General features: G+C 72.5%; 14 protein-coding genes. 5 read left to right on the plus strand and 9 right to left on the minus strand.

The window, feature by feature from the left end:
• Positions 1–62 precede the first annotated feature (62 nt).
• The 3 genes from C0R66_RS02390 (at position 63) to C0R66_RS02400 (ending at position 3,041) form a co-directional block, all read left to right on the plus strand.
• A complete protein-coding gene (locus tag C0R66_RS02390) occupies positions 63–740 on the plus strand; it encodes a response regulator transcription factor (RefSeq protein ID WP_101523349.1) in 678 nt (225 codons plus the stop codon).
• On the plus strand, positions 733–2,175 hold the full coding sequence (locus C0R66_RS02395) for a sensor histidine kinase (protein ID WP_199286773.1): 1,443 nt from the start codon (positions 733–735) through the stop codon (positions 2,173–2,175). The genes C0R66_RS02390 and C0R66_RS02395 overlap by 8 nt, the downstream gene beginning before the upstream one ends.
• A gap of 116 nt (positions 2,176–2,291) precedes the next feature.
• The gene (locus C0R66_RS02400) at positions 2,292–3,041 is read left to right on the plus strand and encodes a PepSY domain-containing protein (protein ID WP_101523350.1); all 750 of its coding nucleotides are present in this window, start codon (positions 2,292–2,294) and stop codon (positions 3,039–3,041) included.
• A 137-nt stretch (positions 3,042–3,178) separates the two neighbouring features.
• On the opposite strand, the gene C0R66_RS02405 is transcribed toward C0R66_RS02400, so the two are convergent.
• From C0R66_RS02405 to C0R66_RS02415, 3 genes are read right to left on the minus strand one after another with little or no spacing between them, the layout of a single operon-like run.
• The gene (locus tag C0R66_RS02405; protein ID WP_101523351.1) at positions 3,179–5,227 is read right to left on the minus strand and encodes a glycosyl hydrolase; all 2,049 of its coding nucleotides are present in this window, start codon (positions 5,225–5,227) and stop codon (positions 3,179–3,181) included.
• Positions 5,224–5,958 (minus strand): HlyD family secretion protein, encoded by a 735-nt coding sequence (locus tag C0R66_RS02410; RefSeq protein ID WP_101523352.1) that lies wholly within the window; start codon positions 5,956–5,958, stop codon positions 5,224–5,226. Before C0R66_RS02410 ends, C0R66_RS02405 begins: the two co-directional genes overlap by 4 nt.
• Positions 5,955–7,670: a glycosyltransferase gene (locus C0R66_RS02415; protein ID WP_101523353.1), complete on the minus strand. Its 1,716-nt coding sequence runs from the start codon at positions 7,668–7,670 to the stop codon at positions 5,955–5,957. The genes C0R66_RS02410 and C0R66_RS02415 overlap by 4 nt, the downstream gene beginning before the upstream one ends.
• A gap of 235 nt (positions 7,671–7,905) precedes the next feature.
• Here C0R66_RS02415 and C0R66_RS02420 point away from each other — a divergent pair, with 235 nt between their 5' ends.
• Positions 7,906–8,547, plus strand: a complete 642-nt coding sequence (locus C0R66_RS02420; protein WP_158647847.1) for an ATP-binding cassette domain-containing protein — start codon at positions 7,906–7,908, stop codon at positions 8,545–8,547.
• Between the two features lie 14 nt (positions 8,548–8,561).
• Here C0R66_RS02420 and C0R66_RS02425 read toward each other — a convergent pair whose 3' ends face one another.
• Entirely contained in the window at positions 8,562–10,352 is a 1,791-nt protein-coding gene (locus tag C0R66_RS02425; RefSeq protein WP_158647848.1) for a histidine kinase N-terminal 7TM domain-containing protein, read from the minus strand.
• Positions 10,353–10,543: 191 nt separating this feature from the next.
• Between C0R66_RS02425 and C0R66_RS18870 the strand changes: the two genes are divergently transcribed.
• Positions 10,544–10,720 (plus strand): hypothetical protein, encoded by a 177-nt coding sequence (locus C0R66_RS18870; RefSeq protein ID WP_199286774.1) that lies wholly within the window; start codon positions 10,544–10,546, stop codon positions 10,718–10,720.
• Positions 10,721–10,836: 116 nt separating this feature from the next.
• Here C0R66_RS18870 and C0R66_RS02430 read toward each other — a convergent pair whose 3' ends face one another.
• The 5 genes from C0R66_RS02430 to C0R66_RS02450 are packed head-to-tail and all read right to left on the minus strand — an operon-like array spanning position 10,837 to position 16,001.
• Positions 10,837–11,760 carry a ribokinase gene (locus tag C0R66_RS02430; protein WP_101523356.1) on the minus strand — a complete coding sequence of 308 codons (924 nt, stop codon included), beginning with the start codon at positions 11,758–11,760 and terminating at the stop codon, positions 10,837–10,839.
• Positions 11,757–12,665 (minus strand): GntR family transcriptional regulator, encoded by a 909-nt coding sequence (locus tag C0R66_RS02435; protein WP_158647849.1) that lies wholly within the window; start codon positions 12,663–12,665, stop codon positions 11,757–11,759. Before C0R66_RS02435 ends, C0R66_RS02430 begins: the two co-directional genes overlap by 4 nt.
• Positions 12,662–13,810 carry an alcohol dehydrogenase catalytic domain-containing protein gene (locus C0R66_RS02440; protein WP_199286775.1) on the minus strand — a complete coding sequence of 383 codons (1,149 nt, stop codon included), beginning with the start codon at positions 13,808–13,810 and terminating at the stop codon, positions 12,662–12,664. Before C0R66_RS02440 ends, C0R66_RS02435 begins: the two co-directional genes overlap by 4 nt.
• Positions 13,807–14,934: a class II histone deacetylase gene (locus tag C0R66_RS02445; RefSeq protein ID WP_199286776.1), complete on the minus strand. Its 1,128-nt coding sequence runs from the start codon at positions 14,932–14,934 to the stop codon at positions 13,807–13,809. Before C0R66_RS02445 ends, C0R66_RS02440 begins: the two co-directional genes overlap by 4 nt.
• The gene (locus C0R66_RS02450) at positions 14,931–16,001 is read right to left on the minus strand and encodes a nucleoside hydrolase (RefSeq protein WP_101523360.1); all 1,071 of its coding nucleotides are present in this window, start codon (positions 15,999–16,001) and stop codon (positions 14,931–14,933) included. The genes C0R66_RS02445 and C0R66_RS02450 overlap by 4 nt, the downstream gene beginning before the upstream one ends.
• Position 16,002: the final 1 nt, after the last annotated feature.

A 16,002-nucleotide genomic window follows, 5' to 3' on the forward strand; every position in this document is an offset into this window, starting at 1 on the left:
GCTGGGTTCAGGTGTCGTGCGGTGGGATGGGCGAGACTGGTCCTGAACCCCGGGAGGCTGCGATGCGCGTGCTGGTCGTCGACGACGAGAGACGGCTCGCCCGTTCCCTGAAGGTGGGCCTCGAGGCCGAGGGCTTCGCCGTGGACGTCGCGCACGACGGCACCGACGGGCTGTGGCTGGCGCGGGAGAACGACTACGACGCGATCGTGCTCGACCTGATGCTGCCGGGGATCAACGGCTACAAGGTCTGCGAGACCCTGCGCGCGGAGCAGGACTGGACCCCGATCCTGATGCTCACCGCCAAGGACGGCGAGTGGGACCAGGTCGAAGGGCTGGACACCGGCGCCGACGACTACCTGACCAAGCCCTTCTCCTTCCCCGTCCTGGTGGCCCGGCTGCGCGCGGTGGCGCGCCGCGGCGCCCGGGAGCGCCCCACCCAGCTGGAGGTCGGGGACATCACGATCGACCCTGCCGCCCGGCGCGTGTGGCGGGGGGAGAAGGAGATCGAGCTGACCGCGCGCGAGTTCTCGCTCCTGGCCTTCCTGGGGCGGCACGCCGGCGACGTGGTCTCCAAGCGACAGATCCTCGACGCGGTGTGGGACCTCGACTTCGAGGGCGACCCCAACATCGTCGAGGTCTACGTCCGGCACCTGCGCAACAAGCTCGACCGTCCGTTCGGGCGCGAGGGCATCCAGACGGTCCGGGGCGCGGGCTACCGGTTGGCGAGCAACGGTGGCTGACCGGGCTGCCGGCGCCCGGTCGCTGCGCGCCTCGGTGCGGCTGCGCACCACGGCCGCCGCGGTGGTGGTGGTCGCCCTCGCGCTGCTCGTGGGCACGTTCGTGCTGCTGGCACTGGTGAAGGACTCGCTGCGCGACGGCGTGGAGACCACAGCCGAGCAGCGGGTCTCCTCCCTGATCGACCAGATCGAGACCTCGGGGCTACCGGCTCCCGGTGCCGGCGACGGGCGCGGGCGCGGCGGACCGGGCGGCCCCGGTGATCCCGGTGGTCCCGGCGATGACGGTCCCGACGGCGAGCTGGACGACGACCTCGACGATCCCGAGGAGCCGGACGAGCTGGTGTGGCAGGTGATCGATGCCTCGGGCTCGGTGGTCAGGTCCTCGGAACCGCTGGAGGGCTCGCTGCCCACCGAGGACACCGACGAGGTGCACCTGCCCGGAGCGGGCCCGCCGTACCTGGTGGTGGCGGGCGTGGCGCGCACGGAGGGGCGGGAGTACGCGGTCGCGGTGGCCGCCTCGTTGGAGGGGGTGGAGGAGTCCGCGGAGGCGCTGGTGGGGCCGCTGCTGGTCGGGCTGCCGCTGCTGCTGCTCCTGGTCGGGGGCACCACCTGGGTGGTGGCGACCCGGGCGCTGGCGCCGGTGGAGCGCATCCGCCGGGAGGTGGAGCAGATCACCGGCGACCGGCTGGACCGTCGGGTCCCCGTGCCCGCCTCGCGCGACGAGATCCATCGCCTGGCCCAGACCATGAACTCGATGCTCGGCCGGTTGGAGAGCTCCCGGCACCGACAGCAGCAGTTCGTCGCCGACGCCTCCCACGAGCTGCGCTCGCCGTTGGCCAGCATCCGGCAGACCGCCGAGGTGGCGCAGACCCACCCGGGGGCCCTGCCCGAGGGCGAGCTCGCCGAGGCGGTGCTGGAGGACTCGCTGCGCATGCAGCGGCTGGTGGAGCAGCTGCTGCTGCTCTCCCGCGCGGACGAGGGGGCCGTGGTGCGGACGCACCAGGAGGTCGATCTCGACGACCTGGCCCTGACCGAGGCCCGCCGGGTACGCCGTGCCGGGCTGGACGTCGACACCACCGGCGTCGGCGCCGGTCGGGTGCTGGGCGACCGGACCTCGCTCGGCCAGGTGGTGCGCAACCTGGTCGAGAACGCCGCCCGGCACGCCGAGAAGACCCTCGCGGTCTCCGTCCGCGAGAGCGCCGGCGCGGTCGAGCTGAGCGTCGAGGACGACGGGCCCGGGATCCCCGAGGCCGACCGGGAACGGGTCTTCGAGCGGTTCGTGCGCCTGGACGAGGCCCGCACCCGGGACGCGGGCGGCAGCGGCCTGGGCCTGGCGATCGTCCGGGAGATCGTCACCGCGCTGGGTGGCAGCGTCCGGGTGGACTCCTCGCCGCTGGGCGGCGCCCGGTTCGTGGTCCGGCTGCCGGCTGCCCCCTAGGGCCGACCCAACCTGAACGCCCCTTCAGGTGCCTTCAGGTTGGCTTCAGCGACCTCGTCGCATGCTGGATCCATACCTGGTCCGGAGCCCCGGACGAGCACGAGAAGGGAGACAGCATGAACACCGAGAAGCTTCGCACCAAGCGCGTCATCATCCCCGCCGTCGGGGTGCTCGCCGCCGCCGTCATCGGAGGAACCGCCTGGGCGGCCACGTCCAACGACGACGTGGACGGCTCCGAGCGCGACCGCGTCGCGGAGGCCGCCGTCCAGGCGGTTGGTGGCACGGCGGTCGACGTGGAGACCAGCGACGACCCGGGCGAGGCCTACGAGGTCGAGGTCGAGCTGGAGGACGGCACCGAGGTCACCGTGGCCCTGGACGACGACCTCAAGGTCGTCGACGTCGAGCGTGACGACATGGACGACGCCGACGGTCGGGACGGGCAGTTCCCCGGCCACGGCCCCGAGGACGGCTACGGCCCCGACGGTGACCGGCCCGACAGTGACCGGCCCGACGGCGACGAGAGCACCGGACCCGGCGCCGGGCCCCACGACGACGACGGCCACGGTCCGCGCGGCGACGACTTCGGTCGCGGCGACGACAGCCGGGACGACAGCCGGGACGACAGCCGGGACGACGACCGGGCGCTGAGCGACTCCGAGCGCAAGGCGGCCGAGAAGGCGGCCCTGGCCGCGGTCGACGGTGGCACGGTGCTCTCCGTCGAGCGCGAGGACGGCCCCGGCGCGGAGGCCTACGAGGTCGAGGTCCGCGACTCCAAGGGTGCCGTCTGGGAGGTGGAGCTGGACACCGACCACAAGGTGCTGCACAAGCACCAGCACGAGCTGTCCGGCAAGAAGGCCGACTCCTGAGCGGTGCGGCGAGGGGCCGACCAGGAGCCCCGCCGCAAGGACGAACCCCGCGAACCCCGTGGACCCCGAGGTCCGCGGGGTTCGCTGCGTTCCGCGTCTCGGACGGGACGTGCGGGACGTGCGGGGCCGAGGCCCGGTCAGCGTCGGGACATCGCGAACGCGATCAGATAGGTGCGGCTGACCGCGTCGTCGATCGCCTGGTCGGGACGCACTCGGGCGGCGGAGAGCGCAGCGTCGGCCTCGGCGTCGCCGGCGAGTGCGGAGTACATCAGGACGTAGTCCGACAGCGGTCCTTCGAAGCCGTCCACCTCCGCCACGGCCGCCCGGATGCGGGCCGGGTCGCCGGCGAGGTAGCCCGACGACGGGCTCATCGGGATGAGCTGGATGCCCAGGATCGCCGACGGCTCGGGGGAGAACCAGGTCGCGTAGTCGCGCTTGCCGCCCCAGCTGATCCCGAAGACCTGGTGCTCGAAGCCGGTCGGAAGGTCGGGCTGCGTCCAGTACGCCCGGGCGCTCGCCGCCTCGGACGACAGCAGCCAGGCCGCCTGCGTGGCGAGGGCGTCGTCGCCCGTGGCGTCCGCCCACAGCGCGAGCCCGGCCCACGCGGTGACCGCCTCCGAGCTCGACTCCTGGTTGTTGCCGTCGGCGAAGGGGGCCGTGCCGGAGGCCCAGGAATGGCCTGCGTAGACGTCGAAGACCCGCAGTCGCGGCGTCAGCCCGGTGTCCTCGCCGCCGGCGATGTCGGCCGCCAGCAGGTCCATCACCGGACGCAGCCGGGCCACCACGGACGGGTCGTGGGCGGCGAGCACACCGGCGGCGTAGAGGAAGTAGCCGTAGTGGAAGTGGTGGTCGTTGAACTCCTCGGAGCCGAAGGCGGGCGCCAGACCGACCACGCCGCGCCAGGCGGGGTCGTGGACGAAGCACTGCGTGGTGCGCTCCTCGCAGCCCGCCGGCTCCGCCCACCGCTGCAGGGTCGTGGTGAGGGCCCGCCGTGCCGCCTCCTCCGCGTCGGCCGCGCCGACCTGCGAGGCGATGTCCAGCAGCTGGGCCTGCCGGTAGAGCCACTTCCCGCCGAAGTAGGTGTCCTCGGGAGCGGGCTCCGACGCGGCGACGTCGGCGGCGACCTGCTCGGCCAGCTCGGCGCGCTCGGCCGCGTCCAGCCGCGACAGGTCCAGTCCGGCGGTGGCCGGCCGTCGCGGCACCGACCAGGTCAGCGCCGGCCCCCGGCACAGCGCCAGCTGGCCGTACACGCTGGGGAAGGTCCCCAGGTCGCAGGTCACCTCCTCGGACAGTCCCGCGGCCTGGGAGGGCAGGACGACGAACGCGGTATCGGTGCCGGCGTCGGTGCCGCTGTACGACAGCGAGGTCGTCACCTCATCCTGTCCCACGGAGTACGTCGTCGCTGTTGCGGTGAGCGGAGCGGCGAACCGAGCGAGCGTGGCTGCGTCCTGCCCCCGCGGGACGGGGAAGAAGGTGGCGCTCCCGCCCTCCTCGAGATCGATGGCGCGGCCCGCCACCCGGCCGCTGCGGACGGCCAGGCCCCAGGTGCCGGTGGGCGTCACCGCGGTCCACCCGTCGTGGTCACCGGACCAGCTCACCGAGGTGGTCAGCCGCTCGGCGCGCACCGCGACGTGGCTGACGAAGGGTGACCCCTCGGCGACCACCGTGCGGCCGGTCTCCTGCTCGTCCTGGTCCCGCCCGCTGACCGTGACGGAGGCGTCGTCGTACGCCGTGACCACCTGGTCGGCGACCCCCTCGATCCGCACGCTGAGGTCCTCCTGGTGGCTGCCCACCACCGCGGCGGCCGAGGTGACCACCTGCGGCAGCCCGAACCCGAAGCCGCGGGGGCCGAGGGTGAAGGCCAGGGGGAGGGGGAACACCGGCTGCGGCTCGTCGCCGAAGACCAGGCCGGAGAACCAGCGGTTGGTGGGCGGGGTGAGACCGTCGGCGAGCCGGTGCGGCGGCATCGGGGCCACGGTGCGCCGGGGCAGCGCCTCGGCGAGCGGGACGACGGTCGGGGCGGGGAGCGCCCAGGGCGCGTCGAGGGGCGGGTCGGTGGCCGAGTCGATCGAGCCCCTCGCCTCCGCGTCCGCCGGTGACGTCCCCGGGCCGGCGTCCCGGCAGGCGCTGACCGGGCAGAGCAGCCCGAGTGCCAGCGCGGCGCCGAGCACGCCCCGGACGGTCACCGCACGCCCACCCGGTGGAGGAACTGCACGAGGCTGTCCGTGGGGCCCGCGAGGATGCCGGAGTCGGCGAGCGTCAGCGTGACCGAGACCGGGCTCCCCGGCTGGTTCAGCGAGGCCAGGCTCTCGGACTCCAGGCGCGGCACGGCGAGCTCGACCGTGGTCACCGCGACCCCCTCGGAGGTCTGCACCGAGACGTCGGAGACCGTCCCCGGCATCCGGCTGCGCGAGGGCAGCTCGACCTGCGCCTCGCCCCCGATGCGGATCCGCCCGTACTGCTCGGGCGTGAGCCGGAACTGCGCGGTGACGTACTGCGTGCCGCCATCGGTGATCGTGGCCATCTCGCCCGCGGCCAGGAAGGTGCCCCGCTCCGCCCTGAGGTCGGTCAGGGTGCCGGCCATCGGGGCCAGGAAGGTCACGCGGCCATGCCTGGCGTCGACCTCGTAGGCCCGCGTGGAGATGGACTGGAGGCCGTTGGAGAGGTCGCGCTTGAGGCTCAACGACGAGATCGTGAACAGCTCCTGGCCCAGCTCGACCTCGTCACCCTTCTCGGCGTACTGCTCCACCACGACCCCGCCGTACTCCGAGCCGATCGTGGACAGCTCCGCCCCGACCTGGGCGTTGCTGCTGAACGCCTGCCGTGAGCGCTGGTTGACCACCAGGGTGAGCGCGGCGACCACGCCCACCACCAGCAGCAGTCCGCACCAGAGCCGGAGCCGGTTGCGCCACGTCATGCCCGGCCTCCGTCCAGCACCTGCCGGGCGACCCGGTCGGGCCGGTGCCGCGGCCTCGGCACCGCGACCGGCACCGGCGGGTCCACCGTCCGGGTGGGAGGGGGCGAACGGCGGGCGGAGCGCACGGCTCGGCGGTTGCGGCGCGACTCGCCCAACGCGACGACGATGAAGGCGCCCAGCACCAGGGCGTTGGTCACGCACCACGCCGTGCCGAGGGTGAACCGACCGGTCACCAGGTTCTGCCAGACCCCGACGGCTCCGGTCAGGGCCAGGAAGACGAAGGTCAGCACCTGCGGCACCATGAAGTTGAACGGCGACGCGGTGCGGGTGGTGCTGCCGGTGACGTGCCACTGCTGCTCCCGCCCGACCAGGGCGTTCACCAGGGCCTTGAGGTAGATCGGGTAGGAGACCGCGGCCAGCATCAGGACCTCCCAGCGGAAGCTGCCCACGCTGAAGAAGGCCAGCGCCACCTGCAGCAGGTAGAACCCGGCGTACATCAGCAGCCACTGACCCACCCCGACCGTCAGGTTGACCGGGCGCAGGTCGAAGAAGATCTCCATCGGCGGGACGAAGAGCAGCGCCCCGGGGACGATGCCGGTCAGGTAGTGGGTCGAGGTGATCCCGTACATGATCCGCTGGTCCGGCGTCAGCCGGCGCCGCGGCGAGAAGGGATTGGCCCGGAACCAGATCTCGAAGCCGCCGGTGGCCCAGCGCAGCTGCTGCTTGGTGTAGGCCTCGACGGTCTCCGGGGCGTCGCCGACGGCCAGGGACTTGGCGAGGTAGATGCTGCGCCAGCCCCGCTCGTGCAGCCGCAGCGAGGTCCAGACGTCCTCGGACTTGGAGTCGACGCAGATGCCGCCGATCTCGTGCACGGCGCTGCGGCGGAACATCACGTTGGTGCCGACGCAGAAGGCGGCGTTGAAGTGGTTCCGTCCCGGCTGGACGAAGCGGTAGAACATGGTCTGCATGTAGCCCGCGCCGCGGGAGATGAGGTTGGACAGGTTGCCGTAGGTCTGCGGGGTCTGGACGAAGGCCACGGTGTCGTCGGTGAAGAACGGCAGCGTGTGCTCGATGAACTCCGGGTGCGGCACGAAGTCGGCGTCGAAGATGCAGAAGAAGTCGCCCTTGGCGATCGACAGCGCGTGGTTGATGTTGCCCGCCTTGGCGCCGGTGTTGCTCAGCCGGCGCAGGTAGAGGCAGCCGAGCTCCTCGGCCAGGTCCCGGATCTCGTCCGAGCGACCGTCGTCCAGGATCCAGGTGCGGTGCTCGCCGTGGATGGCCAGCGCCGCGGTGGCGGTACGCCGGACGGTCTCCACCGGTTCGCCGTACACCGTCACGAAGACCTCCACGCCGGGCCGGCGACCCCGGAGGGACAGCTCCCACCGGGAGGCCGGCTCCTGCCCGCGACGCACGAGCAGGGAGTCCCTCGCCGCCCAGTAGGCGTAGGTCCGTGGGTCCTTGGTGCCCGAGAGCACCGTCCACATCGCCAGCAGGGTGTGCACCACGAGCACCCCCTCGGCCAGCACCACGACCAGCCACGGCACCAGGTCGCCCCGGTTGTTCGGGTTGAGCAGGAAGGACGCGTAGAGCAGCACTCCCAGGGTGGCGAGCAGGGTGAGGACGATCAGGAGTGGCGAGTGGTGCTGGTCCGAGGCCGCCCGCCGCGTGCTCGGAACATGTCGGTCGAGCTGCAGGATGTCGTCGTGGTGCATGTGCCGTCCCCCCGGACAAGGTGGGCGTCGGATCGCCCACCGGCATCACGGTAGGCGGCCTGGACCACGCCTTGTTTTCGCGCACGTGTCCGGCTTGTAACGATCCAATTTTGGGTATTCATCACTGGATCCGAGCCGTCCCGCCCTGCTGCTGTCGCATGATCACCCTGGTCGGTTGTGCCGTGCGAGCCCGACCGAGGGGGGACGAGAGATGGCCCGGATCTGCTTCCAAGACGTGACCCGGCACTTTTCCGGGGCCGACGAGCCGGCGGTCGCCGGGGTCGACCTGGAGATCGCCGACGGGGAGGCGGTGGCCCTCGTCGGGCCGCCGGGGGCGGGCAAGACCACCCTGCTGCGCCTGGCCGCGGGACTCGAGGTGCCCGACCAGGGGCGGGTGCTGCTGGGCTCCGGGGGTGACGGCGAGGGGGGTGACGGCGAGCAGGTCGAGGTCGTGCTGCTCTACCAGAACTACGCGACGTACCCGAACCTCAGCGTGCGGGACAACATCACCAAGACCCTGCCCGGGAGCCGCTCGCGCCGGGACATCGAGGCGAACCTGGACGAGGTCATCACCCTGCTGGACCTGGGGTCGCTGGTGAAGCGCCCGGTCTCCTCGCTGTCGGCCAGTGAGCGGATGCGAGTGGCGATGGCACGCTCCCTGGTCCGTCGTCCCGGGGTGCTGCTGATGGACGAGCCGCTGGCCAACCTCGAGCCAGGGGTGCGCACGGACCTGCGCGATCGCCTGGTCGCGGCTCAGCGGGCGCTGCGGGTCACCGCCCTCTACGCCACCGAGGACCTCGAGGAGGCGAGCGCGGTGGCCGACCGGGTCCTGGGCGTCCGGGGCGGCCGGGTCCAGGACCTGCTCCCGGACCGTTGAGCCTGGGGTGCCGCTCAGCACCCGGTGCCGGTGCTCCTGACCAGCAGCAGGGCGAGGTCGTCGGCGAGGTGGTCGCCGTGGAAGCCCCGGACGGCGTCGATCACCACCCCCGCCAGCTCGTCGATCGGCAGGTCGCCGTACTTCCTCAGCAGCTCGGCGACGCGCTCGGTGCCGAACATGTCGCCGTCGCGGCGGGCCTCCACCAGTCCGTCGGTGAAGACGCACAACACCTCGCCCGGGGCGAGGTCGTGGGTGGTGTCGTGCAGCTCGGGCTCCTCGAACATCGCCAGCGCGGTCCCCGCCTCGCCAGCCTCCTCCACCTCCCCGGTGGTCCGCAGCAGCAGGGGCGGGTGGTGGCCCGCGAGGGCGAGGGTGACCAGGGTCCCGCGACTGCTGGGCCTCAGATAGCCGTAGACCAGGGTGCAGTGCCGTTCGGTGTCGGTCTGGGTGAGCAGCTTGGTGTTGACCCCGCGCAGGGTCTGGGCCGGGCTGTGGTCCGCGCGTGCCAGCGCGCGCAGCGTGTAGCGCGCGGCCGTGCTCACGGTGGCCGCCTCGGCGCCCTTCCCGCTCACGTCGCCGAGCACGAAGGCCCAGGTGTGCGGGTCCAGGTCGAAGACGTCGAGGAAGTCGCCGCCCACCTCGCTGCCGTTCCCGGCCGGCTCGTACCTGCTGGCAAGCTCGGCGCCGCCGATCTCGGGCAGTGCCCGGGGAATCATGCTGGCCTGGAGCGAGGCGGCGATCCGGGACTTCTCGGCCAGCACCTTCCGCAGCCGCTCCTGGTCGCGGACCCGGTCGGTGATCTCCCGCAGCACCACCAGCCCGCCCGCCGTACGACCCGAGCTGTCGGTGAGCTCGCGGTGCGAGACGTCGAAGGTCCGACTGTGGAGCCGCTCGGCCTCGTCGCCGGGTCGGGCACCGAGGCCGGGCAGGGTCACCTCCGTCGGCTCCGTCACCGCTGCTGCGGGCAGGACGTCGTCCAGACGTCGACCGAGCAGGGCGGCCCGGCCGGCGGCGCCCAGCTCGACGGCGGCCGGGTTCACGTCGACGATCCGGCCGAACGGGTCGAGGACGAACACCGCGTCGGACATCGAGTCGAGCACGGCGCTGCGCGCCAGCGGCGTCAGGTCGACCAGCCGCTCGTGGAACAGCCCCCACACCAGCACCGCGCCGGTGACGGCGAACGCGAAGGGCGTCAGGTCCATCCGGGCGAACCAGCCGACCTGGAAGTTGTGCAGCAGGTTCGCCGCCCAGGGCAGCAGCGCGCCGGCCAGCAGTCCCAGCGCCATCCGACGGTAGGTGCGGGCCAGCCGCACCATGCTGATCACGAAGAGCGCGGTCGAGCCCACCAGGAGGGCGTTGTTGTAGACGAGGATGACCCAGAACGCCGGTCCGGACGCGACGATCGGCAGCTCGTCCCCGGCGCTCGCCTCGGGGTAGTAGCGCATCAGGTCGTGGGTGGCCGGGATCGCCAGGATCGCCATCACGAGCACCGGCTCCACCGCCAGGAACGCCAGCAGGCGCCGGGTCACCAGGCGGGAGCGACCGGTGTACTGGAGCACGAAGACCAGCCAGGCCGGCGCCAGGGTGGTGATGCCCAGGTACTTCAGGTCGCCCCAGCGGCTCTTCACCGCGATCTCGTCGACCGAGAGCTCCACGGTGTAGGCCAGGCTCCACCAGGCGACGGAGACCAGCAGGACCGCCAGGGCCCAGCCCATGCGCGACTCCCGCCGCCACGCGACGTACGCCGCCATGCCGGCCAGGACCATCGTGGCGAGCGCCGTGAGGGTCGCTAAGAGGGTCAGCACGACGACTTCCTTCCGCACCATCAGGCACCCCGCGGCTCACCGAGAGGCCGCGGGATCACGCTAACCGGGACTGGCTGCCACGTCCCGGGATTGGCCGTAACGAGATGATCTCGGTGCCGGCCCCGGGCGTGGTAACTGCAGGACGCTGCTCAAGCTGGCTGTGGGGCCCGCGGTGCGGGCATCCTGGTCCCATGGCGTACGACGTGCACCTCGCGGATCGGGTCCGCAGCGTGGTCCGCTTCGAGATGCGCGGGCGCCCGCTCCACGACTGGCTGCACGTGGCCCCGTCGGCCACCGCCGACGACCAGGACCTCACCCGGTGGGTCGAGGTCGGGCTGGCCTACGCCGCGTCGCTGCCGCCGAAGTAGCCGGCGCCGGGCCGCCGTACCCGCCCGGCGTAACTGCGCATATGAACCCAAGGGTCGCGTGACCGCCGCAACTGCGCATCTGCACCGGCGGGGCGGCGGCGGTGCCGCCGCGCGGTCTAGCAGTCCAGGGCGTCGGCCCGAGGGAGAGCGGACTGCGCGCCGTGGGCCTGCACCGCGAGCGCGGCTGCCGCGGCGGCCCTCTGCGCCGCGTCGCCTGCCGCCATCCCGCGGATCAAGCCGTCGACCAGTGCGCCGACGAAGGCATCACCAGCACCCGTGGTGTCCACCGCCTCGACACCGGGCGGCACCGACCAGGTGGACTCCTGCTCGCCGGCCAGCACCCCACCCGCGGAGCCCAGGGTGATGACTGCCAGCCCGCCGACCCGCTCGCGGAGTCGCGCGACCGCCGTGACCGGATCCCACGGCGAGCCCTTGGGGTCGTCTTCTCCGGCGACGACGCGGGCCTCGTGCTCGTTGACGACCAGCACGTCCACCAGGGCAAGGGTCTCCTGGGCGACGCGTGCAGCAGGGGCTGCGTTGAGCACGAGCAGGTCGGACACCTCGACGGCCCGGGAGATGGTGTGCGCCACGACGTCGAGGTCCAGTTCGTGCTGGAGCACCACCGCGTCGTACCTCACCCCTGTCGCCCGGGCCTCGGCGAGCGCCTCGTCCACCTGCTCGCACGTCACCGTGTCATTGGCGCCTCCGTGGATGATGATCGTGTTGTCGGCTGCGTCGTCGACCATCACCAGGGCGATCCCGGTCGACCCGTCGGTCACTCGGACGTGCCGGACATCGACGTCTTCCTCCTGCAGAGCGGCCAGGATCATCCTGCCCTCGTCGTCGTCGCCCACGGCTCCGACCATGCTCACCCGGGCGCCCAGTCGGGCCATCGCGACCGCCTGGTTGTTGCCCTTGCCTCCGGGCAGCCGTGCCAAGGTGCGGGCGCGCGAGGTCTCGCCCTCGCGTGGGAGGTGCTCAACCCGCACCATGGTGTCGCAGCTGAAGCTGCCGACAACGAGCACGCGTGGTCGGGTCACGTGTGCTCCCCGACGAGCGGCGGCAGGCCCTTGACCTGGGCGAGCAGCTGACTGCCGAAGTTGTCCTCGATCTCCCACTCGACGCCGACCACCTCTACGTTCGCCGGCAGGGCGAGCACGGCCGCGTTGTTGACCACCACCGCCGTGGCGTCCTCAAGGACGGACGGATCGTGACTGCCGGCCAGGAAGCCGCTGATATCGCCGCTGTAGTACTGGCTGACCAGGGCGCACATCCGCTGCACCCCCCGCTCGGTGGGGGCGACGGCGAACACGCGACCCGCGGGATCGAGGGTGGCGAGCCGCCGCAGCACCCGCGGAGCCGCGCGCACGTTGACCGGCACCAGACGTTCCGGGCGTTCCAGCCGCCCGGACACCTCGGCCAGGTGGAAGTAGGGGACGACCACCACGTCGGCGTCCGCGTCCAGCGGACCCTCGCCGGGGTCACCGATCAGTCTGGGTATCACCTCGAGGCCGCTGATCGCCGCCACCCGCTCGGACATGGTGGCCAGGTCGCGGTCGTTGCACTCGAGGAGCACCACCCTGGGAGTGAGCACCTCGGAGGTGACGACCTCCTCGAGAGCCCTGCGGATCTCGGTGACGGTGATCCCGGACAGGACCGCTCGCTCGACGAGCGAGGAGAGCTCGCCAGTCAGCTCCACGGTCCCGAAGACGCGCGGCACGTCGGTCGTTCTCACGAACGTTCCTCGTCTCGGGACCGTGCGCAGGACACCTCGCTCCGCCAGTCGCCGCACAGCACGGTCCACGGTCGAGGGGTTGGACTCAAGCTCACCGGCAAGGGCGCGGCACGAGGGCAACCGGCTGCCCACGGCGTACACCCCCCGGCTGAGCCGGTCGGTCAACCGCGCCTCGACGTCCTCGACCGATGGAGGCTTCGCCTTGCTCACGCGTCCACGCTCCTCGTCACCGGCGTCCGGACCGATCCTAGAGGTGCCCCCGGCAGCACGACCGGCTTCACGACGCGTCCCGAGGCGAGGTCCGCCTCCGCCTCGGCCGCTGCGGTTAGGGGGTAGGTGGTCACGAGCCGCTCGTAGGGCAGCAGTCCCCGCTCCCACATCCCCAGCAGCATCGGCACGGCGAGCCGGGGCACGGCCCCGCCCTGCGAGAGATAGGTGACGCTCCGCCCCACCAGTGCCTCCGCGCGCCAGGGCAGGTCGGTCCCGGCCCCGCCGACCAAGGCCAAGTCGCCGAGCGGTGCCAGCGACGCGAGGGCGCTGCCCAGCGCCGGACTGGCACCGGAGGTCTCGAGCACCCCGTCCAGCTGCCCCCGCAGCCCGTCGGCCTCGTCATCGAGATGATCGGGGTGGTGCGCCTCGGTGGCGCCCAGCTCGAGGGCCAGCGCCCGGCGGACGGGATCCGGTTCGACGACGACCACCCGGTCCGCGCCGGCCGCTCGGGCGGCCATCACGGCGGCCAGTCCCACCGCACCTGCACCGAAGATCCCGATCCGCCGACCCGGACCGGCGCGCAGGTGACCCAGCGCCGCCAGTGCGCCGGTCGGCAGGCTGCAGCCGAACGGGCCGAGCAGTTCGAGCGGAAGATCGCGGTCGACCACGACCACGCTCCTCGCCGCCACCACTGCGTGCTCGGCCAGGCTGGACTGGCCGAACCACTCGGACCCCACGGGCGAGCCGGCGCGGTCCCGCAACGTGGCGGATCCGTCCGGACGGAGTGGGGAGAAGTTGAGAAGGGAGAAGTCGGCGCAGTACGACGGTCGACCGGTCCGGCACGGCACGCAGTCGGTGCACCAGGCGTACGACATCACCACGTGGTCCCCCACGCGGACATCGTGGACGTCGGGACCGACGGATTCGACCACGCCGGCGCCTTCGTGACCCGTGACCAGAGGCAGCGACGAGGGCGTCCAGGCTCGTGGCAGCAGGTCGGTGTGGCACAGCCCCGTCCCCGCGATCCGCACCAGCACCTCGCCCGCGCGCGGAGCGTCGATCTCCAGCTCCTCGAGCCGCAGCGGCTCGCCGGTGACGCGGAGCACGGCGGCGCGCGTCGGCCGGGAGCGAACCGGGGTCATCATGGGCGCGGCACCCTCGGCACGTTCGCGGCGGCCCGGTCCACGGCGGCCTCCTGGTGCGGCAGCAACTCTTGGCCGTAGCCCTGGATCGCGGCGAGGAACGGGTCGAGCACCCCCGTCCGGGCGCCGCTGAGCTCCTCCAGGATGGCCAGCCCGCAGAACGGGACCACGAACGGGGAGTAGCCGCCCTCGTGGGCCAGCACGAGTCGGCTGTCGCAGAGTTCCTCGGCCGCCTCGCGGGCGTGCCGGGCGAGCATCCGGAAGCCGTCGGAGTGCAGCATCTGGCGGGCCAGCGGGTCCATCCCGTTCCCGTCGAGGCCACTGGCGATCAGGATCAGGTCAGGCCGGAAGCGGGCCAGTGCCGGACGCACCACCCGTTCCATCGCGGCGGCGTAGGCACCCGTCCCGGACCCTGGCGGCAACGGCACGTTGAGATTGGCGCCCACCCCGGCGCCGGTGCCGACGACCTCGACCGGCCCGGACCCCGGCGGGTAGGCGCCGTCCTGGTGCAAGGAGATGGTCAGCACGGTGTCGTCGGCGGCGAAGATCGACTCGGTCCCGTTCCCGTGGTGCACGTCCCAGTCGAGGATCGCCACACGAGCGGCGCCACGCCGCTGCGCGTGCCTGGCAGCCACGGCTACGTTGTTGAAGAGGCAGAAGCCCCAGCCGGTCTCCGCCGACGCGTGGTGCCCCGGAGGTCGGACGAGCGCGTAGGCGTTCTCGACCTCCCCGTCGAGCACCGCGTCGACCGCGCGAACCACCCCGCCGGCGGCGAGCATCGCGATCGCGTAGGACTCCCGGCCGAAGGGACTCGAGCCGTCACCGGCGTCGCCCCGGCCGGTGGCCGCCTGGGCCTGCACGGAGGCCCGGTAGTCGGCCGTGTGGACTGCTTCGACCTGCTCGGGTGTGGCGGGCACCGGGGTGATCGGCACGAGCTCGCGGTCCAGGCCGCAAGCCGCCACCAGGTTGGCGAAACGGCGCTTGGCGGACGGACCCTCGATGTGCTCCATCGGCTCGATCCACCCGCCGGCCGGAAACGGCCCCGCCCCCGTGCCGGTGTCGTGCCACAGATAGGTCTCGTGGAAGACCCATCCCGTACGGCGACTGGCCGGCGCCCTCGGGCTCACGCCGTCACCCGGCAGGCCAGCTCGGCGAGGACGGTCCGCAGCCGCGCGATGAACTTCGGGCCGTCGCCGCTCAGCGCGACGAACGCGTTGACCGGCTTGTCGACGTGTCCACGCCAGTCCGCGACCGTCTCCCCGTCGGTATGGCCACCCCCGAGGTCGACGTCGACGACAGTGGATCGGACCTCCACCAGGGTCGGGTCCAGTGCCGCGCCCACGACGAACGGGTCGTGCACGTGGGCGCCGTAGAACCCGTCGTACTCCTCGTGGAACTCGAAGTAGAAGCGGAGGGCGTCGCGCACCAGGTCCAGCACCGGGTTGCCCAGCGGGGCGGCCATCACCTCCTTGTCGGTCCCCCCGATCGTGCCGATTCCCGCCGCCTCAGCGACCGCGACCAGGTCCCTGGCGTGGAACTGCGAGGTCTCGGTGACATCCAGCCCCATCACCGTGATGGGTGTCGCGCCGCGCTCGGTCGCTGTGGACCACTGGTGGAAGACGGTGCGCGCCGCCTCAGGATCGACGTGGATGTTCCATTCCACCCGGGGCGCGACGTTGCCGGCGCCCGTGAAGGTGCCCCCCATCACCCAGACGTCCTTGAGCAGCAGCGGCAGGTTCGGTTCGGCCAGGACGGCGGCGGCGAGGTTGGTCAGCGGCCCCATCGTGACCAGAGTGATCTCGCCGGGCCGGGCCCGTGCCTCCTCGAGGAGGAGATTGACCGCCGAACGGCCCGACACCGTGCCGACCGGATCCACCACCGCGTGGCCCAGGCCGTGCGGGCCGTGGGTCTCCGGGGTGGTGCACAGGGTGCGCGCGATGGGGCCCGCCGCTCCCGCCGCCACTTCGACGTGCCCGGCGCCCGCCAGTTCAAGCACCCCCAGCGTGTTGCACACCACGTCGTCCACGCCGACGTTGCCGGCCACCGTGGTCACCGCCACCAGATCGACGTCCGGGTGCCCTGCTGCGTAGAGAAGAGCCAGCATGTCGTCGATGCCGGTGTCCACGTCGAGGATCAGGGACTGCCTACCCGCCTCGCGCCGGGGTGGCGCGACCGAGACCCTGGGTGACCGCATC

Source organism: Nocardioides houyundeii (genome assembly GCF_002865585.1).
Classification (GTDB): Bacteria; Actinomycetota; Actinomycetes; order Propionibacteriales; family Nocardioidaceae; genus Nocardioides; species Nocardioides houyundeii.